The following is a 24,481-nucleotide window of genomic DNA, read 5'->3' on the forward strand; positions in this document are numbered from 1 at the left end:
CTCCTGTATTTTTCTGATTCGAATTTTCGTCGGGTTAGTCGCCCGTGGCAGCGTTTGCCTGGCGAACTTTGAACTTTTGTTTTGCCCCGCCGTGGGTAGGCTGATCATTCCTCAACGATCAAGGATGATTGGCCATGTCTCCCGCTCCCCTGCCTGCCGAAAATCCGGACAAAGGCCGGCATTACGAATTCATCAAGTCTGCCGTTGACGACAGTTTCAAGACCGCCACCCTCAGCCGTGCACGCGCGTTGGCCGCCGTGTCCCTCAAGCCTCAGGCCTGGTACACCTCGGCGCCCGCTGCCTGGCTGAAAAAACTCGCTGCGGCCAACCTGAAGGCGTGGAATTCTCAGAACAAGGTCGATCATCTGCTGGCGAAAACCGACCTGTATGCCTTCGCCGAACCGTTGCTGAAGGCAAAAATCAAAGCGCTTCATGGCATCGAACCGGACGTCAAAAGCACGTATCTGCGCCTTTATCTGCCGGCGGAAACCCCTTGGTACGCGATCAATTTTTCCGAGGGCGCGGTCACCCGCACGGTGTCGTTGCTCGATGCTGCGCTTCACAACTTCGCCAGCCGTGAAACGGTCGGGCGTGACTCGGACTACATCAGCAAGCCTGACGAGCGCGGGCATTTCGATATTCTGCCGATCAAACGCGCGATGCCGATCGGCGATTTTCAGAAGCTGTGCCGTGAGCTGGACATCGGCGCGCAGTACAAGAAGCATTTGGAAAGCTATCTGCTGCCCGGTGAACCGCTCGCCGAAGGCTTCCTGCGATACAAGGTCAGCCAAAGCCAGAAAGATGCCCTCAGCGCCGCCGCGCACCTGGCGCTGATCAAGGAAGACATCACCTACGACGCCTACAAGATGGTCTTGAACCTGAGCGAGGAGAAACGGCCGCTGATGCTCAACGGCCGCTCAATGCACTGTGCCGACCTGTCGCTGCTCGGCACCCGATTGACGGGGATTCTGCTGCTGACCCATGCGCAACAGGACAGCCGCGGCATTCGCCGCCTGATCGTCTACATCCCCCACGACCCCGACCACCCGCTCAAGGAATACGCCTCGCTGAAAGCCTTCCGCGATGAACTGGCCCGACAGCTGCGCGAAGACCGCTTCAGCGACGCGACGCAACAGACCTACCGGCAGTTTTTCAGCCAGTTCGTCGACCAGCAGCAGCGCGGGCACTTTTTCGCCGATCTGGATCAACGCCTGTTCATCACCCGCTATCACCCACGGACCGACCCGACCGATCAGCGCCCGGCATGGCGCAAGGACGCTGTGGAAAATCCTCACCTGCAATTCGCACGGCTGAAAGTGCCAGGCGATTACTGGCGCCATGCCTATCAGCAAAAGCTCAACAAGATTCTCAATGACGCTCGGGAAATCGCCGTCTCCACCGCCGACACCGACAGCAAGGCGCGCTGGGCCTGGTGGGACAACTTCAAGAAAATCGTTTCCGATATCTTCAATGTCGCCCTGCTGATCGCCACCCCTTTCGTGCCGGGACTGGGCGAGCTGATGATGGTGTACACCGCTTACCAACTGACCAGCGACGTCATCGAAGGCATCGTCGATCTTGCCGAGGGCCTCTGGCAGGAAGCCGGCGAGCATGTCATCAGCGTGGTCACCAACGTGATCGAACTGGCTGCGTTTGGCGCGGGTGCGGAAATTGCCGGCGCCTTCAAGGTCAAGCTATCGCCGCTGGTGGACGGCATGAAACCAGTGCGTTTGCCTGATGGCAATGCATCGCTGTGGAACCCCGACCTCGGCCCCTACGAAAAAACAGATCTGCAACTCGATGCGGCTTCGAACCCCGACCCGCATGGCCTGCACGCGCATGGCCGCGAGCGCATCCTGCCGCTGGACGGCAAACTCTTCAGCGTGGAAAAAGCCTCGTCGCGTCCTGAGGTGAAAACCTGGCGGGTCAACCACCCCGAACGCGCCAATGCCTACAAGCCGCTCCTTGAGCACAATGAACACGGCGCCTGGCGGCACGAGGCGGAGAATCCGGCAGATTGGCACGACAGCGCGCTGATGCCGCGCCTGGGCCATCGTGCCGAGCGTTTCTCGCCGGCCCAGCTGGAGCAGATCCGCGTCAGCAGCGGTACCGGCCACCACCACTTGCGCCGGATGCACAGCGACAGCGGCCCGCCGCCACCCTTGTTGACCGACAGTCTTACGCGTTTCGCCGCCTACGACGATGCACAGCTCGCCAGTGCCAATATCCGCGCCGGCAGGCCGATCGCGCCTGAGTCGGACTGGTTCGAACCGATTGCCACCAGTCTGCCGGGCTGGCCCTACGAACGGGCATTGAAGGTGCAATACGAGCACCTCGATGGCTACTCGCGGCAATACGGCAACCCGAACGCCAGCGCCGCCAACACCCTGAGCATGACCCAGTCCGAACTCAATGCCGGACAGTTGCCGGAACGTCTGCTGACCTTCCTCGACGAGGGGCAGATGCGCACGCTGCTGGGCCGAAACGTGCCCGCAGCCGAACGGCTGCAAGCGCTGCGCGATGTGCTTGCCGATGCCGTCGACAAGCGCCGCAGCGATGTTTCAAAGCGTCTCTACCAAGCCGCCGACCGCACCACTCAGGCTGACCTGCAGGTGGTGCGCAAAACCTTCCCCGAGCTGCCGCTGCCGCTGAGCGAAAAGCTGCTCGCCCAGGCCAGCGCCAGCGAGCGGCAGCGCACCCTGAACGAACAACGCTTGCCGCTGCGCCTGAAAAACCAGGGGCGCGAACTGGATTTCGAAGCCAGAACCAGTCGGGCCTACGAGGGTTTTTACCGCGACGAGCCATTGAGCGCCGACAGCGAACGCCTGGCGCTCGGCACCCTGCGGCTGCACACCGACACCTTTGCCAATCTGCGCATCGAGGTGCGCGACGGCACCTTTGACGGGCCATTGCGCTGCAGCAGCGGACCGGACGATGCGAAAACGTTCAGGCGCCTGATCAAGGATGAACGCGGCCGCTACGAAGTATTCGACGCCAACGCCCGTTCGCTGCATGCCGCCGCCGGGTTTCATGAAGCGATCTTGCGTGCCCTGCCTGACGAAACACTGACGAGCATCGGCTACCGGCGCGGTCAGGGCGCCGCGTTGAAAGTCTGGCTGATGGAGCTGGCGGCAGCCCCCGCCGAGCGCCGCACGGTCCTCGCAGAACCACCGATTCGCCCGGTAATCAGTATTGAAACCGAAACGCTGGTACGGGGCTTGCCAAGGTTCATGAGGCGCGCGACACCCGAGGAGAGAATCCGCGACCTCTTTGCGACCATGAGTGAAAGAGAGGCCAGCACTTTCCTCGAAGCGTTGACGCGCCGGGGCGAGCCGAAGGACGCCATTGCACGGCTGGAGCAGGAGCGCAAGGATCTGCAAAACGAATTGACAGACTGGCGCAGCAGTTATACCGAGGTCGATCCGGAAACCGGTTATCCGGGCCTCTCCTCGGACTACCTGCACAAGGGCGGCGACTTTATCGAGTCGCGCCTGAGCGAATGCTTCGAGCGCCGCAGCGAGATCTTTGGCGAGCGCAGCATCCATCCCGATCAAGGCTACACGCTCGATCTGTCGTCGGATCTGCTGAGCCATGATCTGGAACGCTGGTGGAGCGACCTGCGCAAACGTCCGAAAATGAAGCAGTACTTCGATCGCATCACCGGGCTCAGACTTGATCGGGCAAACCTTTCCGGCGATCCAAGCGCGCTGCTCAGCAGCCTGCCCAACCTGCGCCAACTGAGCGCTCGGCAGTGTGAGTTGCAGGCGCTCCCGGACATCATCGGGCTGATGCGTCCTTTGCAGGACCTGGATCTGGCCGATAACGCAATCAAACTGACATCCGAATCGCGGCAACAGCTTGGCAAGCTGGAGCAGTTGCGCACGCTGAATCTGAACGGCAACCCGCTGGAGCTGGCGCCCGATGTCGGGCGCATGGATCATTTGACCGAACTGAGTCTGGCGCATACCGGTATCGAAACCTGGCCCGACGGTTTGTTCAAGGTTGGCACTGTGGATAAACAGCGACCGCGAAGCTTTATGCTGGACATGCGCGACGCCCCCATCAAAACATTGCCCGAGGTCGAACCCGGCTCCGAACAGGCACGCATACTCGGTCGGGCGCGGTTCAACACTTCGCGACTGTCCAATGAAGATCGTGTGCGCTACGGCAACTACCGCACCTCCACGGGCCTGGCATTTGTGCAGGACTATTTCCCCGCGGCCAATGACGAGATCAGCCACTGGCGATCGCTGCCCCAACAATCTGACACGTTCAGCCCGTCAGCGCTGAGCAAATACCGCGAGGAATCCTGGCATGACCTGATGGCCGAACCTGATTCAGCCGGTTTTTTCAGCGTGATCCGCAAGCAAAGAGAAAGCGCCGATTACGCCACCGTCGAAGGGCGTAGACGCCTGACCCAGCGTGTCTGGGAAATGGTCGATGCCGCAGCGGCGGATGCGAAGCTTCGCGAGACATTGTTCAAACAGATCGTGAGCCCGGACGACTGCGGCGATCTGGGTGCGCAACTGTTCAACTCGCTGGGCATGAAAGTGCTGGTGTCCAAGGCCTACGGCGAATCGACATCGCCTGCCGTACTTGAAGACAGGCTCGTGCGCCTGGCCCGCGCGGCGGCGCGCTTGAACCGTGTGACGGACGAAGCGGCGCTTGAATACAAGACTCAAGTGCAACTGAACAAATATGACTCGCGCAACTTGGCACCGGACGAGGTGGAGGTGCACATGGCGTTCGAAACCGGGCTGGCTGAGCGCCTGCAATTGCCCTGGCAATCAGAAGGCATGCTGTACCGGCCACGCTCCGGGGTGAGCGCAAAAAAAATCGACGTCGCTTACGGCACGATCATCAAAGCCGAACAGGGCGATGGTCTGGTCAACGGCATGCTCGATTTGTATTACGACAATTTCTGGGAGGAGCATTTGCACAAGACCTACCCGGACCAATACGAACGCAATGCCAGCGCGTTCGAGCCGAAGGAAGGCTGGCTCGATGAACTGCGCGAGGCCAAGGCCGAGTGGGCCAACCCGCAGAAGCAGACCGATTTATTTACACTTTCGGACAAGATCAAGGCCCTCGCCGCCAAGTTAGGCATTGGTGACACTGCGGATTTGCTCGACGATGCACCGATGAGCGACAAACGTTACGAAGAGCTGTTGATCGGCATCGGTTACCAACGCAAGGAGCTGTCACGCCGCCTGACGCGCGAGGCGCTCGCCAGAGCGGGCCTCTGACCGCGCCGTTGCGCTCGGCCAGCCCTGACAAACGTTGGCCGGGCTGGCCTAACCGACTTCCGAATCCCAGATCACCGTGATGTTGCCTGTGTACGGTCTGCCTTTGGCGTTGTTGATCAGCCAATCGGTCCAGCTCTTGTTGACTTCGAAGTGCAGCGTCCCCGGCCGGCGATCAACGTAAAAGTCCGGTTGAAACGCAGGGCTGATCTCACGACCCAACGGGAAACGTCTGACTGCCTGACCGGCACTGTCGGTCAAGCCGTTGGGCAAACTGACGCTGACGTCCACGCCCCCGGCGAACCCGGTGTCACGGTCAACAATGGCGCATCCGGCCCCCGTACCCAGCTCATGTTCGCACTCAAGCTTCATGGTGAATTTCGACGATGCGGAAATATGGAATATCTGGTCGCGGTACAGACGCACCGGCTTGCGTCCGCTGTCCAGCCAACTGCGCCAGCCGCCCTGGGGTTCCAGAACGATGTGGTTGCCTCCCGGCGGAATATCCACTTTCAGGGTGTGCTGCACGTCCAGCACGAAATCAAGCGTCAGGCTGGGATCGTCCGCTTGCATCAGCGGGCCCATGTCGAAATCCCCGCCGGGACCGAGGGTGTAGGTCAGCGAGCCGACATAACGACCGGAGGCCATGCCGAGCGGATCGGGCGTCAGCATTTCGTAGGCGAAATCCAGCGTGTCGAAAGCCATGGAGGGAATGTGGTACGCCGGGACCTTCGCGCACATGGCGTCAAAAGGGGTTTTCCAGAAGAATCGGAACGTTTCCGGCCCATGGTCGGCGACGCCGCTATAGGTACAGGGACGGGCAACACCATTTACCCAGCTGCCCGTGGTCCAGAGCCTGCCATGGGCTTCCAGCGGGGTGCTGCCACCCGCCAGATCCATGGCCTGATTGCTCAACACATAATTGGAACCAACCCCGATGATGCGCACCGCGAGCATTTCCGATTCCTGTGTCTGGGCGTGGGTCACGACCAGATTGCGCCAGGCGGCGGGGGCTTTCACCCCGACCGAATCGCCGATGCCAACGTAGCGGCTGGAGGTGAAACGTGCCGGCACACGAATGCTGAACATGCGGAAATTCGCGCATTCAATCGGGTGCGTCTGACAATAACCGCTGTTCGGCGTCTGATTGACGAACGCGTTCTTGGTGGGCTTCGACGAGTCAGGCTGGAACAGCGCCCGGATCTCCTGATTCATTGCCTGCGCCTCGGGAACGCTCGCAATCAACAGCAGCCCCAGCGCGAAAGTGATTTTTTTCATGGTTGTATTCGCCTGAGATTCATGGCTCCAGCTCCCCGGACGGCGCGGCGGCGCTGAACATCAGCAACACATTGCCGTTGTAATCACCCGAGCGGTAACCACCGGCCGGCTCGATCGGTTCGATCTTCAACGCCACGCGTTTGCCGGTGGCGGCCTCTTCCCTGGAGACCACTTGCTGGGGAACAGGCTGAGAATTGAGCTGCACATTGTTGAACGTGACCCGCAGCATGATCGCTTCATTGGGCCGGCCATTTTCCAGGTAAGGCTCGAACAGCAGGCGCGCGTTGATGGCGCTGCTGTCATGGTGTAGGTCGAAATTCTTTTCCAGGCTGCCCAGGGTTGCCTTGGGATAATCCCACCACAACTGCTGCGGCCGGTGAATCCAGTCAGGCTCGGCAGGGATGACATAAAACGGTCGGCTGGGAATGGTCAGCGACACTTCGAAGGTGTGCTCTTCCCGAGCCGCCCACGCCAACGCGCCGGTCAGCCCGGTGGCGAGCATCAGCGCGGCGGTGGTGCATTGCTTGATCATGGTGATTACCCGATGCGTCAGTGGAAACGGACCTAGCGACTGGCGATATTCAGGGCCTTTTTCTCGGCCCCTTCGATCAGAAAGAAGCGGTATTCGCGGTCCTTTTCCTTGTCGAAAGCGAAGGTCTTGCCGGCCAGCACGTGGTGCTTGGTGGTCGCGCCGCAGTCGCTGTCATTGGTCAGCGAACAGCTCTTGAACTCGTCGACGATGATCACCGTGTTGCCGTTGTTGCGCAGTTCGTAGCGGCTGGGGCTGTCGTTAATCACGGTGTCGTAACGCGCATCCTTGGGCCGGACGAAGAAGATCGTGCCGAACCCGGTCATCACATTGACCCCGGCCGACAGCGAACTCTTGTAGTCCTCGCGCTCTTCGTTGGTGACGACGAATTCATCTTCCTTTTCTGGCACCACCGGCACGAAACGCACGCGGAAATAGCGCTCGCGATCGCGTTCGCCCATGTACAGCAACCGCGTGCCCTGCATGCCCTGCGCAGGCACGATCAACCGCGCCGGGCTGGCCATCAAGCCGTTGCGCGAGGCACCGTCGGCAGCGTTTTCGATGGCGATTTCCCGCGAGGTGCCGTCGGCGGCGTAGACGATTTCCAGCACATTGACTTTCACGAACGCGGTGGCGTCACCGCTGTTGAATATGCGTTTGAGGTAGGTACTTTTATCGGCGTCGAGATAGTCGTACACGGTGCCGACATTGATCTGCGGGCCAGCCTCGGCGGTCAGACAAAACAGGCTGAGCACGCCCAGCAGAAAACCACGGTTCATCGTTGAACACTCCTGAAGGGTTGCGAAGGCGCGGATTGAAAGGCTCATGCTTCCGAATCCCAGATAACGGTGACGTTGCCGCGCAGACGGTCATTCATGCCGGGTCTGAGGAAGTCTTCGATGACTCGCGGCATCATTTCGAAATGGATGGCACCGGGCTTGCGGTCCAGATACAGGCCCGGTTGAAAGGGGCCGATCCAATTGTTGTTACGCAGTGGGAGGCGGACGACCTCCAGCCCCCCACTATGGGTGATGCCTGGCGGCAACGTCATCGAAACAAGGATTTCGGTGCTGTTACCTTTCGGACTGCCGAGCCGGCATATGTTGTTGCCTGGCGAATTGCACAGCAGCATGACTTTGAAGCGTGACGACGCCGAAATGTGAAACGGCTGGTCGCGAAAGATCCGGTTCGGCTTGCGCCCGCTGTTTATCCAGCGTGCCCACCCGCCTTCGGGTTCCAGCGTGACGTTGTTGCCGCCGGGCGGCAGGTCGATCTTGAGCGTGTGCTGTACGTCGAGGACGAAGTCGAGGGTCAGGCTGTCGTCGTCCGGGCGAAATCCTCCGCCGATGTCGAAATCGCCGCCGTTGCCGACGCTATAGTCCATCGATCCTGTATACAGCCCCGATGACATACCCAGCGGATTGGGCGTGCGCAGCTCATAAGCGAAGTCGAGGGTATCGAAATACATTGAAGGGATGCCAAATCGGGTCTTCTTGGTGCAGTACGCCTCCACAGGTGCTTTCCAGAAAAAACGGTAGCTGATCGGGGTATAAGCGCCGACCCCGCTGTACTGACAAGGCGTGGATGCATACACCCAACTGCTGCCGTCCCACAGGCTTTGATGTCCCTCCAACACATCGCTCACGCCAGCCAGTTCGTGCGCCGGATCGCTCAGCACATAGTTGGAACCGATACCGATAATGCGCACTTCGACGATTTCCGTTTCCTGCGTGTCAGCATTGGTGACTGTCAATTGCCGCCAGTTAGCCGGTACTTTCAGCCCAACCCCCCAGTGGGGTTTGATGGCGCCGTTGGAAGTGAAACGCACCGGCAGCTGGATGCTGAACATGGCGTTATCCGCGCATTGCCCCGGGTAGGCCGCGCAATAACCACTGTTCGGCGTTTGGTTGATAAAGATGTTTTTGCTCGGCTGCGAGGGGTCCGGGCGAAACGTCGCACGAATTTCCTGGCTGGCGGCCTGTGCGGTGGACATGAGCAAGCCCAGCGACAAAGCGCAACCGGTTGTGATGGTTTTCATAATCAACCCGCCTTCCGTTCTGTAACCGTGACATCCGCCAGAGTGTCCGGTGTGCAGCGCAGATCACCAATCATCAGCACGTCGTTTTCGCTGCGATGGTCGGCCTCGTTGAGGCGGAACTGGCACAGCAACTGATTGCCCTGACGCACTTCCAGGGTCGGCGAGCCGGCATTCATTTCCATCGAGAAGAACCCGTCGACTTCGCTCACGCCACGGCTGGCGTGGTTGATCACGTGGTGGCCCTTGAGCGGCTGGCCCTGGGCATTGACCAGTCGACCGAGCACGGTGAAGGTTTTCATCACGCGCACCTTGCGGTACTCGACGCCGCCCTTGTTCAGGTGATAACGGGTACGTGCCGGCTCGATGGTCGCGGCCGGGACGTTGTTGCCTTCGAAGTCGAAACTCACCGAGCTGTTCTGGTACGCGGTGATCGGGATGAAATTGCGCCCCGGCTTCAGCGCCGCACCGCCACCGCTGTAGTCATCGGCGCGCAGGACGATATCGTCGATGTCCGACTCGACGTCGACGATCAGCCCGGCGCCGCGCACCTCACTCTGGCTGGTCAGGAGCATTTGCTCGCCGCCGATGACCAGCGTGCTGTCGACGTTGAGGCCGCCGGTGTAGTTGCCGTTGTACGAGGAGCGCTGGACAAACGCGTCGCCACTGACCGCATCGGTACGGAAATTGGTCAGGCCGGACATGCCCAGGCCATAGGTGTCGGTGAGTGCGGTGACCGACACGTTCTGCAGGACGTGATCCTTGAAGTCCCGACGCCAGCCGAGCGAGGCATTATTGTCGCGCTGGCCATCGCGGGCGGTGCGCGAGCCGATGCTGCCGGTGATCTGCTGGCCGGGCGCACCGAGCGCGAGGTTGATGCTCAGGTCGACACCACGATTGCGCGCATCGCCAGTGCTGTAGCTGCCCGGCCGATCGAAGATCGACAAGCGCCAACTGGCGTCACTGCCCAGCAGCGTGGTGCGCTGGGTCCAGCCGAGGTCGACACCCAAACCCTCGACATTGCCCTCACTGTGGGCCACTCGGGCATTCACCGAGCTCTTGCTGCTGACTCGATGGTTGACCGCCAGCGAAGAATTGCTGGTCTGGCCGATGAACACGTTGCGCGGGCGAATGCGGGTGCCATCGGGCAAGGTGTCGTAGGTATTGGTGGTGTCGAGCCAGCTGCGGTTGTGGCTGACGACGATGCTGCCGGCGCCGTAGTTGTACAGGCTCTGCAGATCGAGACCAGTGCCGTAATCCTCGGTCTTGTAGACGTTGGCGTAGAGGCTGACGTGATTGGCCAGCGTCCAGTCGATGGACGTGCCGTACTGCAGTTTTTCGCGGATCTGCCGCGCCGATGCGCCGACAATCACCCGCGGATGCAGCAAGTAGTTCACCGCCGCACCGGCGGTCGGGCTGCCGCTCGATTGCGTGTCCCAGTTGCTCAGCAGTTTGCTTTCTTCGCCGGCAAACAGGTTGTAGCGCCAGCGTTCGTCGAGGTTGCGCCAGTTGCTGGGCTTGTACACCAGCTCCTGAGTGGTGGAGGTGATCTGGCCGTCTTCGATCAGGCGCACTTCCACTTCATAGATACCGCCGGGCAACGGCCGGGTATCAAGGGTCTGCAACCCGGCTGGTACCGATTGCGTGTTGATCAGCAAGCCGTCGCGCCAGATCTCTACCGAGCCCTGACGATTGGCGGTGACATAGATCGGGTACACGCTGGGCATCGGGCTGTTGATGGCCAGGCTGTCGGAGCTGCCGTACATCACGCCGACAGCGGTGTCAGGGCTGGTGCCGAACGTGCGCGGTTGGCGCGTCAGCCCTTCGGAATTGGGGGTGAAATAGCCCAGACGGACAAAACTGCCTTGCAGTTCGCGTTGGGTGTGCAACTCGTGGACGGCGTGATAGAGCTTGTCGTCCGGGCCGCCGAGACGGGCCATTTGCAGGTTGAGCGTCTGGCTCCAGTTGCCCAGGCTGGCGCTGGCTTCAAGGCCGAACCGCCCACCGAGGTCCTGATCCTGACCGCCGTTGAGGTTGAGCTGATTGCGCACCATCAGGCCGCTGCTGCCGCCGCTGGGCTGCTCGTAATAGCGCTTGGCCTCGACGTCGCGTTCGGCGTTTTCGGTGACAATCGAAACCAGTGAGTCTTCCAGGTTGTAGTGCACGGCCAGAAACTGATCCGGGCAGGAACCGCTGCACCCACCCAAGGGCACGCCGGGCTTGAGATAACTCGCCCACTTTTCCCGCTCGGCCGGGCCGAAACGGTTTTCACTGGTGTCGGTGAATTCGAGAAGGGTGATGCGATCATCGCGGGACAACACCACCATGGCTTCGCCCAGCGGCTGCTGGTCGACTTCGACCCGCACCGCCAGCGGCACATCAAAGAAATGCTCCTCGAAATCCGCTGGCAAGCCTTTGGCCTGCGCCAGCAGACTGCGTGGCGTGGTACCGGCGGTGTTGGATGCGACGGCTGCGCTGGCACAAAACAACAGCGCAAGCGCAGCCGCGATGGGGGTCATCGGGAACATGAACTCGTACTCTGGTTTACTGACAATGAAAGTCCGGCGGGGCACACATCACTGTTTGCCCCGTCGGTTGGCGCCACGCGTGAAAGCGAGCGCTATGAACCTGATCAGTCGATCAGTTGCCGCCGACCGGTGGCACAGCGTCGAAGATCATTGCCACGGAACCCGTGTAATCACCCGGCTGGAAGTTGCTGCCCTTGGCAGAAATTTTCAGCGGCGCACGGTAGTTGACGTCCGACTCGGACTCACCGACGACCATTTGCGGGGTCAGGGTCAGCTCTTTGTTATTGAGCATTACTTGCAGATCAATGGAGGTATTTCCGGAAATCAGCTTCGGCTGGCTTTCGAGGCTGGCGTGTACCGAACCGTTGTTGTTACGCACGTCGAAGAAACCATTGACGTCGGCCATTTTGCCGGTGGTCGGCTGGTAGCTCATGTCCTGGTCCTTGTTGACCAGATCCGGGTCAGTCGGCACGACGTAGAAACCGTTGGTCGGCACATGCGCGACAAGGCTGATCGAGTGCGACGCTTCGCCGGCGGCGAATGCGCCAGTGGAGGTCATTGCCAGAAGAGCCAGTGGAGCGGCGATTGCAAGTTTCTTGAACATCGTTATGTACCTGTTTGCTTGATAGGGGGATGAACATTGAAAGTTCAAGCAGACACTGCCCGAGTCGTCGCTCGAGTTGAGCCAGATCAACTTGAACTTTCAATGTGGGCGCATCATCGGCTGTCCACTCTGGAAAGTAAGCAGGCAACTTCCGACAACCTCGTAGTTAAACAACCCTATGACCTGCAAGAAAAAACAGCTAAATAGCGATATTCGAAACAGTAACTGTAAGCGATGCCCTACAGACAGTTTTAGTTAAAAAACCATACAGCAACTTCGCCCCGCCCCGGCAGTAACTTCACAACTTTTAGAACTTATACTCTACAGCAACTAGAGCCATGACTTTAACTTTCCGGTCATTGCGCGCGGCTCTGCTTACGAAATCCCTGTGCTTGCGTTTCGCCGGCGCCTGCCGCTCGTCAGCCACGCAGACCGCCAAGAAAAAACGTCTTGCACCCTCGTTAAGATATATCTTACGTTGTATCTAAACACGACGAGAGAAGACTGAAATGAGAGACCATCATTCCCCCCACCGCGAACACGGTGACCCCCGTGACGGCTTCGACCGCCGCCCCGGCCGCGAACGCGGTGGCCGTGGTCCACGGGTATTCGCCCCCGGTGATCTGAAATTGCTGCTGCTGGCGCTGGTCGCCGAACAGCCGTGCCACGGTTACGACCTGATCCGCCAGATCGAAAGCATGTTCGACGGCGCCTACAGCCCGAGCCCCGGGGTGATCTACCCGACCCTGACCTTTCTCGAAGAAAGCGAACTGATCAGCGGCGACGCCGAGGGCGGCAAGAAACGCTACAGCGTCACCGACGCCGGTCGTGTCTCGCTTGAGGAACAAGCGGTGGCGCTGGACGGCGTACGCATGCGCATCGAGGTCAGCAAACGCTCGCTGCGCGGTCACGACCGGCCGCCGGAAATCCACGAGGCGGTGCACAACCTGCGCCACGCTCTGCAAATGCACCACGGACGCTGGAGCGCGGAAGAAATCCTGCGTGTGCGCGACCTGCTCAACAACACTGCCAAAGCCATCGTCGACGGCCCCGCCGCGCGACCTGCCCCGGAGACTGCCGAATGACCGCCGTCGATACCCTGACCATTCACCGCGTCATGCATGAAATCAAACGTCGCAAGCTGCAAGTGTTGCGCGTGGTTGACCTGACGCCGCGCATGCGCCGCATCACCCTCGGCGGGCCGGAGCTGGCGGGCTTCATCAGCCTGGGCACCGATGATCACGTGAAATTGCTGTTCCCGCAGAACGCCGAGCAAGCAGCAGCGCTGGAAAACATGGAACTCGGCGCCGCCAAGGACGACGGATCAAAACCGGAAATGCGCGACTACACCCCGCGTCGCTACGACTTGGGAAAAATGGAGCTGGACATCGACTTCGTCCTGCACGGCGACGGCCCTGCCTCGACGTGGGCCGAGCAGGCGCAACCCGGCCAGTTTCTGCACATCGGCGGCCCGCGTGGCTCGATGATCGTGCCGGACATGTTCGACAGCTACTTGCTGATCGGCGATGAAACCGCCCTGCCCGCCATCGCCCGTCGCCTCGAAGGCCTGGCGGCCAATCGCAAGGCGCTGGTGGTGGTGGAAGTGGAAAACGGCGCCGAGCAGCAACGCCTGGAAAGCGCCGCTCAGGTCAATGTGATCTGGGTGTTGCGCGAAGGCGGCAAGGACAACCTGCTGACCACCGTCAAACAACTGCAGGTGCCCAAGGGCAATCTGTATGCGTGGGTCGCGACGGAAACGAAAGTCTCACGGCAGATTCGCCGGGTGCTGATCGATGAGCACGGGCTCGATGAGCAGTTCATCAAGGCTGCCGGCTACTGGCGTGCCGAAGGCACTCCCGAGGAGGAATGAGATCCCCTTGCAGGAGTGAGCCTGCTCGCGATAGCGGTCTGACATTCAGTATTTCTGTTGACTGACACTCCCCCATCGCGAGCAGGCTCACTCCTGCATTGAACGTCGTCGATCCAGGCTGATCACCAACAGGCCGATCAGCACAAACCCCACCAATATCCCCCCGGCATTGATAAACACCTGTGGATAACCCAGCACCGCCACATCAATGAACGGATACGCATACGCGCCAAGCTGATGCCCGCGCAGCAAGGCGTAGATGAAATACACCAGCGGATAGATCAGCCACAGCGGCAAATGCCACAAGCGCAACGTGCCCTTGGGAACGCAGTACCACCAATACGCGAGAAACAGCAGCGGCATCACGTCGTGGAGCAATTCGTCAGCGATGAACTGCCAGCCTTCGGGATGCCACAAATGTCGCAGCAAAAGGCTGTAGGCGAGGCCGACCACGGCGATACTCACCGCCACCCCGCTGCTCACCCATGGCTGCAAGAACCAGCGCCGCGCCGCCGAGTCACGCGTTGTGACGGCACAGGTCAGCACCGTCGCCACCAGCGTGTTGGTCAGTACCGTGAAGTAACTGAAGAAGCTCACCAGCCCGCCAAGCAGGCTCGCGCCGACGCTCAGACGCGCAAAGAAAATCAGGTACAGCTGAATGCCCAATCCGGCCCAGCCCAAAACAGCGGCGCAGGTGATCAGGCGCTGACGCCAAGTTGCGTCCATCTCAAAGCGGTCGCTTGGTGCGCATCAGCTTGACGTAAAGACGTTCGACCTTCTCCCGCGCCCACGGGGTTTTGCGCAGGAACGTCAGGCTCGACTTGATGCTCGGATCGCTCTTGAAACAACGGATATCGATCCGCTCGGCCAGGCCCGACCATTCGTAGTGGGTCACCAGCGCGTTGAGGATCTGTTCAAGGGTCACGCCGTGCAGCGGATCAGGGGTTGGTTCGTTCATGCCAGGCCTTCGAGCGAAGTGAAAATGCGTAAAGCCGCGCACCTTAGCCGAGGGGAGGATCGGGTGAAAGGCCTCGCTGTAAATGTAGGTCAACCGGAGAACATCGCAGGCCGGCAAGCGAGCAACAATGCGCCCGTTTGCCGCACTGTTACCGAATCCGAAACGCTGCATGTCTGCAAAAGCCCTTTCTCAATTTGTTACAGATCATTATCCTGCCGCCCTTCCGCTGAATCGCTTCACTGCCTGCGTCATATTGAAGCGCCGAAATTGCACTCCCAAAACATCAAAAAAAGACTTATCCATGGCTGATTTTTCCTTCTCCCGAGACAGCGCTATCTCCACCTTGCGCATCCTTGGCGGCTGCACTGCGCTGGGCCTCGCCACTTGCGCGCAAGCGGCGCCCGCGTTCGACAGTGAATCACCGTACATGCTCGGTGACTGGAACGGCACGCGCACCGAACTCTCGGAAAAAGGCTACGACTTCAAACTCGACTACACCGGCGAAATGGGCAGCAACCTGCACGGCGGCTACGACCATGACCGCACTGCGCGTTACAGCGACCAGTTCGGCCTCGGCACGCACCTGGACCTGCAGAAGATCCTCGGTTGGGACGACGCCGAGTTTCAGCTGACCATCACCAAGCGCAGCGGCAACAACATCAGTAACGACCGCATCAACGATCCACGGGTCGGTGGTTTCACTTCCGCTCAGGAAGTCTGGGGCCGTGGCCAGACCACGCGCCTGACGCAAATGTGGTACCAACAGAAATTCTTCGATCAGAAACTCGACATCAAGGTCGGCCGTTTTGGCGAAGGCGAAGACTTCAACAGCTTCCCCTGCGATTTCCAGAACCTGGCGTTCTGCGGCTCGCAGGTCGGCAACTGGGTCGGCGGCATCTGGTATAACTGGCCGGTCAGCCAGTGGGCGCTGCGGGTCAAATACCACCTGACCCCAGAGCTGTACGCGCAGGTCGGCGCTTACGAGCAGAACCCGTCGAACCTTGATCGCGGCAACGGTTTCAAGCTCAGCGGCAGCGGCACCCAGGGGGCGATCCTGCCGATCGAACTGGTGTGGACGCCGAAGCTCAACGGCCTGCCGGGCGAATACCGCGCCGGTTATTACTACAGCAACGCCAAGGCGTCGGACGTTTACAAAGACCAAAACGACCGGCCAGCCGCCCTCAGCGGCGAAGCCTACCGCAGTGCGTCGAGCAAACACGGCGTGTGGCTGGGCGTCCAGCAGCAGATCACCAGCGTGGCCAGCGACAACAGCCGCGGCCTGAGCGTGTTCGCCAACGCAACAATGCACGACAAGAAAACCAATGCGATCGACAACTACGTGCAGGCCGGCCTCACCTATAAAGGCCCGTTCGATGCGCGCGCCAGGGACGACATCGGTTTCGCCCTGGCCCGCGTACACGTCAACCCGGCCTATCGCAAGAACGCCGAAGCGAGCAATCGCGCCAACGCCGTGTATGACTACGACGATCCGTCCTTTTTGCCACCGCAAGACACCGAATACAGCGCCGAGCTGTACTACGGCGTGCACGTGACGAACTGGCTGACCGTACGCCCGAACCTGCAATACATCCGCCACCCCGGTGGCGTGAACGACGTCGACGACGCCCTGATCGGCGGGATCAAGATCCAGTCGTCGTTCTAAAGAATACGCAACCTCCTGTAGGAGTGAGCCTGCTCGCGATAGCGGTGTTCCAGGCGACCTCTCCAGTGACTGAAAAACCGCTATCGCGAGCAGGCTCACTCCTACACCAATGCATTTCGTTAGCCGAACAAGTTTTTATCTGAACCATGCCTGCGCCAAATCGTCATCTAAAGTGACTACAGCGCGGGACTACATAAACGTCACGGAGAATCACACTATGAGCACCGAAAGTGCTTCGAGCCGGGGGCGGCTGCTACCCGCCCTGCTCGGCATCCTGCTTCTACTGATGGGCCTGGCCATGCTGGCCGGGGGAATCAAGCTGAGCACGCTTGGCGGCTCGCTGTACTACCTGCTGGCCGGTATCGGCATCGCCTTGAGCGGCATTCTGCTGCTGATGCGTCGTCGTGCGGCGCTGGGCCTGTACGCCATCGTCCTGTTCGCCAGCACCGTCTGGGCGCTGTGGGAAGTCGGTCTGGACTGGTGGCAACTGGTGCCGCGTCTGGCGCTGTGGTTTGTCCTCGGTTTCGTGATGTTGCTGCCGTGGTTCCGCCGTCCGCTGCTGCTCAACGGCCCGGCGAAAATGGGCACCGGCGGTCTGACCGTCGCGGTGATCCTGGCCGGCGTTACCGCTTTGGCCAGCCTGTTCACCCATCCGGGCGAAACCTTTGGCGAACTGGGCCGCGAAACCGCCGGTACGACCAGCACCGCACCGGCCATGCCGGACGGCGACTGGCAGGCCTACGGTCGCACCGAATTCGGTGACCGTTACTCGCCGCTCAAGCAGATCACCCCGGCCAACGTCGGCAAGCTGCAGGAAGCCTGGCGCATCCAGACCGGCGATCTGCCAACCAAGGATGACCCGGTCGAGCTGACCAACGAAAACACCCCGCTCAAAGCCAACGGCATGATCTACGCGTGCACCGCGCACAGCAAAGTGCTGGCGCTGGACCCGGACACCGGTAAAGAGCTGTGGCGCTTCGACCCGCAGATCAAGAGCCCGGTCGGCTTCAAAGGCTTTGCGCACATGACCTGCCGTGGCGTTTCGTATTACGACGAAGCCGCTTACGCCAAGTCGGAAAACGCCAGCTCCGCGGTCATCTCCGCCGCCGGCCAGGCCGTTGCCCAGGCCTGCCCGCGTCGCCTCTACCTGCCAACCGCTGATGCCCGCCTGATCGCACTGAACGCCGACACCGGCAAGATCTGCGAAGGCTTCGGCACCAACGGCGTGGTCGATCTGACTCAGGGCATCGGCCCGTTCACCGCCGGTGGCTACTACTCCACCTCGCCGGCGGCAATTACCCGTGATCTGGTGATCATGGGCGGTCACGTTACTGACAACGAGTCGACCAACGAGCCATCCGGCGTGATCCGCGCCTTCGACGTGCGCGACGGTCACCTCGTATGGAACTGGGACAGCGACAAACCGGACGCCACCGAGCCTCTGGCGCCGGGCGAAACCTACAGCCGCAACTCGGCGAACATGTGGTCGCTGGCCAGTGTCGACGAAAAACTCGGCATGGTTTACCTGCCACTGGGCAACCAGACCCCTGACCAATGGGGCGGCAACCGCACCCCGGGCGCCGAGAAATTCAGCGCCGGCGTCGTTGCGCTGGACCTGGCCACCGGTAAAGTGCGCTGGAACTACCAGTTCACCCACCACGACCTGTGGGACATGGACGTGGGCAGCCAGCCAACCCTGCTCGACATGAAAACCGCCGAAGGCGTGAAACCGGCGCTGATCGCCCCGACCAAACAGGGCAGCCTGTACGTCCTCGACCGTCGTGACGGCACGCCGATCATCCCGATCCAGGAAATCCCGGTCCCGCAAGGCGCTGTCAAAGGCGACCACACTGCACCGACCCAGGCTCGCTCGGACCTCAACCTGCTGGCCCCGGAACTGAACGAAAAAGCCATGTGGGGCGCGACCCCGTTCGACCAGATGCTGTGCCGCATCCAGTTCAAGGAACTGCGTTACGAAGGCCAGTACACCCCGCCATCGGAACAGGGCAGCCTGATCTATCCGGGTAACGTCGGCGTGTTCAACTGGGGCGGCGTCTCGGTCGACCCGGTTCGCCAGATGCTGTTCACCAGCCCGAACTACATGGCCTTCGTGTCGAAAATGGTGCCACGCGAGCAAGTCGAAGCCGGCAGCAAACGCGAAAGCGAAACCTCGGGTGTGCAGCCAAACACCGGCGCGCCTTACGCGGTGATCATGCACCCGTTCATGTCGCCACTCGGCGTACCGTGCCAGGCCCCGGCCTGGGGCTACGTCGCCGGTATCGACCTGACCACCGGCAAAGTCGTGTGGAAACGCAAGAACGGCACCAGCCGCGACAGCTCGCCGATCCCGATCGGCTTCACCCTCGGCGTGCCTAGCATGGGCGGCTCGATCGTCACCGCCGGCGGCGTCGGCTTCCTCAGCGGCACCCTCGACCAGTACCTGCGCGCGTACGACGTCAACTCCGGTAAAGAGTTGTGGAAATCGCGTCTGCCAGCCGGTGGTCAAGCGACCCCGATGACCTATACCGGCAAGGACGGCAAGCAATACGTCCTGCTGGTTGTCGGCGGTCACGGCTCGCTGGGTACCAAGATGGGTGACTACATCATTGCGTACAAACTGCCGGAATAAGCGTTAGCCGCGGTAAAAATGAAGGCGATGTCTCGTGAGGGACATCGCCTTTTTTGTGCACGCCAGTTTTTTGAATACACCGCAGATCACCTGTGGGAGCTAGCCTGCTAGCGATTGCGGTCTGACATTCAACATCTCTGTTTACTGACAGGGCCCCATCGCTAGCAGGCTAGCTCCCACAGGTTGAAAAGCGTTTGTACGTGGGAATTGTGCTCGTCCTACAAACGCTGCTGATTGCGCGGAGTTTTCCGACACATCGCGTCGGTTGTGCCTCGGAAATCGGCTGGATAGGCTCGTAGGGTCGCTGCAAATTCAGCGAACGGGCGTCGCGGCCCGAGCTGTTCATTCGATTTGATGCATAATCGCCAACCCCAACCGAAGCGCCCCGGTGCTTTCTGTCTGGTTTGATGGTGGCTGTGCGCGGGATACCTTCGGGTATGCCGAGATTGCCGAATGGCTCGGTCCGCGAACCCGCGTACAGCTGCCACCCTCTGTCGCGTCGCGGTGATTGAGAGTGACAGCCCCATTTATCATTCGGAGCTTCACAATGAAAAAACCGACCCCCAATCCGCCAGAAACCGATGACACCTCGCCATACGAATCCCCCGATTCCAAGAAATTCCACGACGCCGCCGACCGCGCCCTCGACCATTACCTCAAACCCAACGCCCTGACCCTGCGCTTCCACAAACCCAGCACCATGTTCCAGGTCGCCCCCGATCAGGACAGCGAAAGCCTGCTGGTCCACGCCTGCGAATCCCTGGCGCAAGCCAGCCTGATGACCAGCGACATCGCCGCCTACATCGACCTGCCGCAGCGACGCACGGTCCTGGCAATCCAGCAGATCATCATGCTGGCGGAACTGGCCGTGAACCGCGTGCTGGATAACCACGAAATCCACCAAACACCAACACCCAGCTGAAAAAGCCCTCACCCTAACCCTCTCCCGGAGGGAGAGGGGACTGACCGGGGTGGATGCGAGAGCTACGTCGACGTGAAAACCGAGTCGAACACACATTTTAAAAAGCCCCTCACCCTAACCCTCTCCCGGAGGGAGAGGGGACTGACCAGGGTGGATGCGAGGGCTACGTCGACGTGAAAACCGAGTCGAATACACATTATAAAAAGCCCCTCACCCTAACCCTCTCCCTGAGGGAGAAGGGACTGACCGGGGTGGATGCGAGAGCTACGTCGACGTGAAAACCGAGTCGAACACACATTTTAAAAAGCCCCTCACCCTAACCCTCTCCCGGAGGGAGAGGGGACTGACCGGGGTGGATGCGAGAGCTACGTCGACGTGAAAACCGAGTCGAATACACATTATAAAAAGCCCCTCACCCTAGCCCTCTCCCGGAGGGAGAGGGGACTGATCGGGGTGGATGTGAGAGGTACGCCGACTTGCGATACCGAGTCGTACTCCACATTCGAAGCCAACCCAAATCGGCTCCCTCTCCTAGGGGAGAGGGCTGGGCGGGCGGCGTTCCGATGAGGGGCAGCCACACCACAAATCCCAAGCCGAACAACCGCTTCTAACCACTCAACAATGAGCGCCAGCTCGAGTGCTCTTGATCTTGATCTTGCCTAACCAGCGACATCGGAAGGCTGAGTGGAGGGATCGATCCGGGCGTGGGAGCGCAGCGACCGTACGACGAAGTCGTACACAGCGGAAGTAGGTGCAGCGAAGCAAACCGTAGCCGCCGCGCCCGGATCGATTCCGGAGCGAAGGGACCCGAGCCTGCGAGGGCCGAACGCAGGAGCAAAGCCTTTTTGGGTACTTTTTCGGCGTCTGGAAAAAGTGCCTCGCCGTAAGGGCGAAACCGCCAGCCGCACCCCCCGAAAAAACGGATATGCCCCCAAACCAACCAAAACCTGGTCGGCCCAGAGGCCGCCAAGGCCAACCCCCTGTCAAAACCCTGAACACAAGCAGAAACACCACCCCCCCATTGAAACCACCCACCCCCTGCCCCATCTAAGACCCCATACCCCATTGCGCAGGTGCCCCATGACCGACCAGCAGGAACTCCCGGACAACCCCGACGACTACAGCGAAGCCGAGCACATCGAACACACCAGCTCCGGCACAGGCCTCGCCCTGCCCGGCCAGAACCTGCCGGACAAGGTCTACATCATCCCGATCCACAACCGCCCGTTCTTCCCGGCGCAGGTTTTGCCGGTCATCGTCAACGAAGAACCCTGGGCCGAAACCCTCGAACTGGTCAGCAAATCCGAACACCACTCGCTGGCCCTGTTCTTCATGGACACCCCCCAGGAAGACCCGCGCCACTTCGACACCGGCGCCCTGCCCGAATACGGCACGTTGGTCAAAGTCCACCACGCCAGCCGCGAGAACGGCAAACTGCAGTTCGTCGCCCAAGGCCTGAGCCGGGTGCGCATCAAGACCTGGCTCAAACACCATCGCCCACCGTACCTGGTGGAAGTCGAATACCCGCACCAGCCGAGCGAGCCGACCGACGAGGTCAAGGCCTACGGCATGGCGCTGATCAACGCGATCAAGGAACTGCTGCCGCTCAATCCGCTGTACAGCGAAGAGCTGAAGAATTACCTCAACCGCTTCAGCCCCAACGACCCGTCGCCGCTGACCGACTTCGCTGCTGCCCTGACCTCGGCCACCGGAGCCGAGCTGCAAGGCGTGCTCGACTGCGTGCCGATGCTCAAGCGCATGGAAAAAGTCCTGCCGATGCTGCGCAAGGAAGTCGAAGTCGCGCGCCTGCAGAAGGAGATATCCGCCGAGGTTAATCGCAAGATCGGCGAACATCAGCGCCAGTTCTTCCTCAAGGAACAGCTCAAGGTCATCCAGCAAGAGCTCGGCCTGACCAAGGACGACCGTAGCGCTGATCTCGAACAGTTCGAACAACGCCTGGAAGGCAAAGTCCTGCCGGCGCAGGTGCAAAAGCGTCTGGAAGAGGAAACCCACAAACTGTCGATTCTGGAAACCGGCTCGCCGGAATACGCGGTCACCCGCAACTACCTTGACTGGGCCACTTCGGTGCCGTGGGGCGTGTACGGCGAGGACAAACTCGACCTGAAGCACGCCCGTAAAATCCTCGACAAGCACCACGCCGGGCTGGACGACATCAAGGACCGCATCCTCGAGTTCCTTGCCGTCGGCGCTTATAAAGGCGAGATCAGCGGCTCCATCGTGCTGCTGGTCGGCCCGCCGGGCGTGGGCAAGACCAGCGTCGGCAAGTCGATCGCCGAATCCCTCGGCCGGCCGTTCTATCGCTTCAGCCTCGGCGGCATGCGCGACGAAGCCGAGATCAAGGGCCACCGCCGCACGTACATCGGCGCCCAGCCGGGCAAACTGGTGCAGGCGCTGAAAGACGTCGAAGTGATGAACCCGGTGATCATGCTCGACGAGATCGACAAGATGGGCCAGAGCTACCAGGGCGACCCGGCTTCGGCGCTGCTGGAAACCCTCGACCCGGAGCAGAACGTCGAATTTCTCGACCATTACCTCGACCTGCGCATGGACCTGTCGAAAGTCCTGTTTGTCTGCACCGCCAATACACTGGATTCGATCCCCGGCCCGCTGCTGGACCGGATGGAAGTGATTCGCCTGTCGGGCTACATCACCGAAGAAAAAGTCGCCATCGCCAAGCGTCACCTGTGGCCGAAACTGCTGGAAAAGGCCGGCGTATCCAAGGGCAGCCTGAGCATCAGCGACAGCGCCCTCAAGGCCTTGATCGACGGTTACGCCCGTGAAGCCGGGGTGCGCCAGCTGGAAAAACAGATGGGCAAACTGGTGCGCAAAGCGGTAATGAAACTGATCGACGATCCAAAAGCGGTGATCAAACTCGGGCCGAAGGATCTCGAAGCGTCACTGGGCCATCCGGTGTTCCGCAACGAACAAGTGCTGTCCGGCACGGGCGTGATCACCGGTCTGGCCTGGACCAGCATGGGCGGCGCCACATTGCCGATCGAAGCCACGCGCATCCACACGCTCAACCGCGGCTTCAAGCTCACCGGGCAGCTGGGGGATGTGATGAAAGAATCGGCCGAGATCGCCTACAGCTACGTCAGCTCGCATCTGAAGCAATTTGGCGGTGACGCGAAGTTCTTCGACGAAGCCTTTGTTCACTTGCACGTACCGGAAGGCGCCACGCCGAAAGACGGCCCGAGCGCCGGCGTGACCATGGCCAGCGCGCTGTTATCTCTGGCGCGTAATCAGCCACCGAAAAAGGGCGTGGCGATGACTGGCGAATTGACGCTTACCGGGCATGTGCTGCCGATTGGCGGGGTGCGCGAGAAGGTGATTGCGGCGCGGCGGCAGAAGATTCTGGAATTGATCCTGCCGGAAGCCAACCGCGGCAACTTTGAGGAACTGCCGGATTATCTCAAGGAGGGGATAACCGTGCATTTCGCCAAGCGGTTTGCCGATGTGGCGAAGGTTTTGTTCTGACCGGTAGCGCGTAGCCCCTCATCCCAGCCCTCTCCCCCAGGAGAGGGAGCCGACCGTGGGATATTGCTGAACTACGCCGACCTGAAATTTCATCGCTGAATCCATAATCGACTCGATCTTTCAGGTCGATTATCGCTGAATCCATAGTCGGCTCGATCTTTCAGGTCGATGTATGACACAAGACACCTCGGTCAGTCCCCTCTCCCCTGGGAGAGGGCTAGGGTGAGGGCCCGGCACTGTCACACATCGCCTCATCTTCAGTTATGCTCGCCCTTCGTCGTAACCGCCGGAGCCACTGACCCCATGTCCGCCACTCGCCTGTTTCTCCCCCTCGCTCTCTCTCTGATGGCCGCCTGTGCCACGCAGCCAAAACACAACGTGACCGTGGAAAAACAAAGCGAATGCCCCGTGCGGCTGACCACCGGACAGAACCTTATCGTCATGCTGCCAAGCAACCCAACCACCGGCTACCGCTGGGCCATCCAGGATTCGGCCGGCGGCGTATTGCGTGCACTCAGCCCAGAGGTTTACAGCAACCCGGAAGATGCCGGCGTGGTCGGCTCCGCAGGCGTTTCGACCTGGCGCTTTCAAGCCTTCGCCGCCGGCACCGGACGTTTGCGCCTGACTTCGCAACAACCGTGGGCACCGGAAGTACTGCCGGTGGAAACTTTTGACTGCGCCATTTCGGTGAACTGACTCGCGAAACCGCGCTGGTTTCTTCGCG

General features: G+C 60.6%; 16 protein-coding genes. 8 read left to right on the top strand and 8 right to left on the bottom strand.

The annotated features are described in order from the left end of the window. Positions 1 to 134: 134 nt before the first annotated feature. Positions 135 to 5,246, top strand: coding sequence for a dermonecrotic toxin domain-containing protein (locus BLU52_RS19280; RefSeq protein ID WP_090285934.1), 5,112 nt, complete (start codon positions 135 to 137; stop codon positions 5,244 to 5,246). A gap of 48 nt (positions 5,247 to 5,294) precedes the next feature. Here the strand turns inward: BLU52_RS19280 and BLU52_RS19285 are convergent, their stop codons facing one another. The 6 genes from BLU52_RS19285 to BLU52_RS19310 form a co-directional block, all read right to left on the bottom strand. Then, on the bottom strand, positions 5,295 to 6,521 hold the full coding sequence (locus BLU52_RS19285) for a hypothetical protein (protein ID WP_090285936.1): 1,227 nt from the start codon (positions 6,519 to 6,521) through the stop codon (positions 5,295 to 5,297). Positions 6,522 to 6,540: 19 nt separating this feature from the next. Beyond that, positions 6,541 to 7,053, bottom strand: coding sequence for a CS1 type fimbrial major subunit (locus tag BLU52_RS19290; RefSeq protein ID WP_090285939.1), 513 nt, complete (start codon positions 7,051 to 7,053; stop codon positions 6,541 to 6,543). 32 nt (positions 7,054 to 7,085) lie between these two features. Further along, the gene (locus tag BLU52_RS19295) at positions 7,086 to 7,829 is read right to left on the bottom strand and encodes a pilus assembly protein (protein ID WP_090285942.1); all 744 of its coding nucleotides are present in this window, start codon (positions 7,827 to 7,829) and stop codon (positions 7,086 to 7,088) included. A 44-nt stretch (positions 7,830 to 7,873) separates the two neighbouring features. Then, positions 7,874 to 9,088 (bottom strand): hypothetical protein, encoded by a 1,215-nt coding sequence (locus BLU52_RS19300; protein WP_090285944.1) that lies wholly within the window; start codon positions 9,086 to 9,088, stop codon positions 7,874 to 7,876. 2 nt (positions 9,089 to 9,090) lie between these two features. Further along, a complete protein-coding gene (locus BLU52_RS19305; RefSeq protein WP_090285947.1) occupies positions 9,091 to 11,613 on the bottom strand; it encodes a CS1-pili formation C-terminal domain-containing protein in 2,523 nt (840 codons plus the stop codon). A gap of 112 nt (positions 11,614 to 11,725) precedes the next feature. Next, complete coding sequence (locus BLU52_RS19310) at positions 11,726 to 12,217, bottom strand: CS1 type fimbrial major subunit (protein ID WP_090285949.1); 492 nt, start codon at positions 12,215 to 12,217, stop codon at positions 11,726 to 11,728. 509 nt (positions 12,218 to 12,726) lie between these two features. Between BLU52_RS19310 and BLU52_RS19315 the strand changes: the two genes are divergently transcribed. Further along, complete coding sequence (locus BLU52_RS19315) at positions 12,727 to 13,302, top strand: PadR family transcriptional regulator (RefSeq protein WP_090285952.1); 576 nt, start codon at positions 12,727 to 12,729, stop codon at positions 13,300 to 13,302. Further along, the gene (locus BLU52_RS19320; protein ID WP_090285954.1) at positions 13,299 to 14,087 is read left to right on the top strand and encodes a siderophore-interacting protein; all 789 of its coding nucleotides are present in this window, start codon (positions 13,299 to 13,301) and stop codon (positions 14,085 to 14,087) included. The genes BLU52_RS19315 and BLU52_RS19320 overlap by 4 nt, the downstream gene beginning before the upstream one ends. Before the next feature lie 87 nt (positions 14,088 to 14,174). Here BLU52_RS19320 and BLU52_RS19325 read toward each other — a convergent pair whose 3' ends face one another. Together BLU52_RS19325 and BLU52_RS19330 are read right to left on the bottom strand one after the other, a co-directional pair. Continuing rightward, entirely contained in the window at positions 14,175 to 14,813 is a 639-nt protein-coding gene (locus tag BLU52_RS19325; protein ID WP_090285956.1) for a Pr6Pr family membrane protein, read from the bottom strand. Between the two features lies 1 nt (position 14,814). Further along, the gene (locus BLU52_RS19330) at positions 14,815 to 15,045 is read right to left on the bottom strand and encodes a VF530 family protein (RefSeq protein WP_090285959.1); all 231 of its coding nucleotides are present in this window, start codon (positions 15,043 to 15,045) and stop codon (positions 14,815 to 14,817) included. 301 nt (positions 15,046 to 15,346) lie between these two features. Between BLU52_RS19330 and BLU52_RS19335 the strand changes: the two genes are divergently transcribed. The 5 genes from BLU52_RS19335 (at position 15,347) to BLU52_RS19355 (ending at position 24,453) form a co-directional block, all read left to right on the top strand. Continuing rightward, entirely contained in the window at positions 15,347 to 16,708 is a 1,362-nt protein-coding gene (locus tag BLU52_RS19335; RefSeq protein ID WP_090285961.1) for a carbohydrate porin, read from the top strand. Between the two features lie 217 nt (positions 16,709 to 16,925). After that, positions 16,926 to 19,337 (top strand): glucose/quinate/shikimate family membrane-bound PQQ-dependent dehydrogenase, encoded by a 2,412-nt coding sequence (locus BLU52_RS19340; protein ID WP_090285963.1) that lies wholly within the window; start codon positions 16,926 to 16,928, stop codon positions 19,335 to 19,337. Positions 19,338 to 19,884: 547 nt separating this feature from the next. Beyond that, entirely contained in the window at positions 19,885 to 20,259 is a 375-nt protein-coding gene (locus BLU52_RS19345; RefSeq protein WP_090285966.1) for a DUF6124 family protein, read from the top strand. A 1,080-nt stretch (positions 20,260 to 21,339) separates the two neighbouring features. Then, a complete protein-coding gene (lon, locus tag BLU52_RS19350) occupies positions 21,340 to 23,757 on the top strand; it encodes an endopeptidase La (protein WP_090285968.1) in 2,418 nt (805 codons plus the stop codon). A 303-nt stretch (positions 23,758 to 24,060) separates the two neighbouring features. Further along, the gene (locus BLU52_RS19355; protein WP_090285970.1) at positions 24,061 to 24,453 is read left to right on the top strand and encodes a protease inhibitor I42 family protein; all 393 of its coding nucleotides are present in this window, start codon (positions 24,061 to 24,063) and stop codon (positions 24,451 to 24,453) included. The last annotated feature ends 28 nt before the right edge of the window (positions 24,454 to 24,481 follow it).

Origin of the sequence: Pseudomonas granadensis (assembly GCF_900105485.1) — a bacterium.
GTDB lineage: Bacteria > Pseudomonadota > Gammaproteobacteria > Pseudomonadales > Pseudomonadaceae > Aquipseudomonas > Aquipseudomonas granadensis.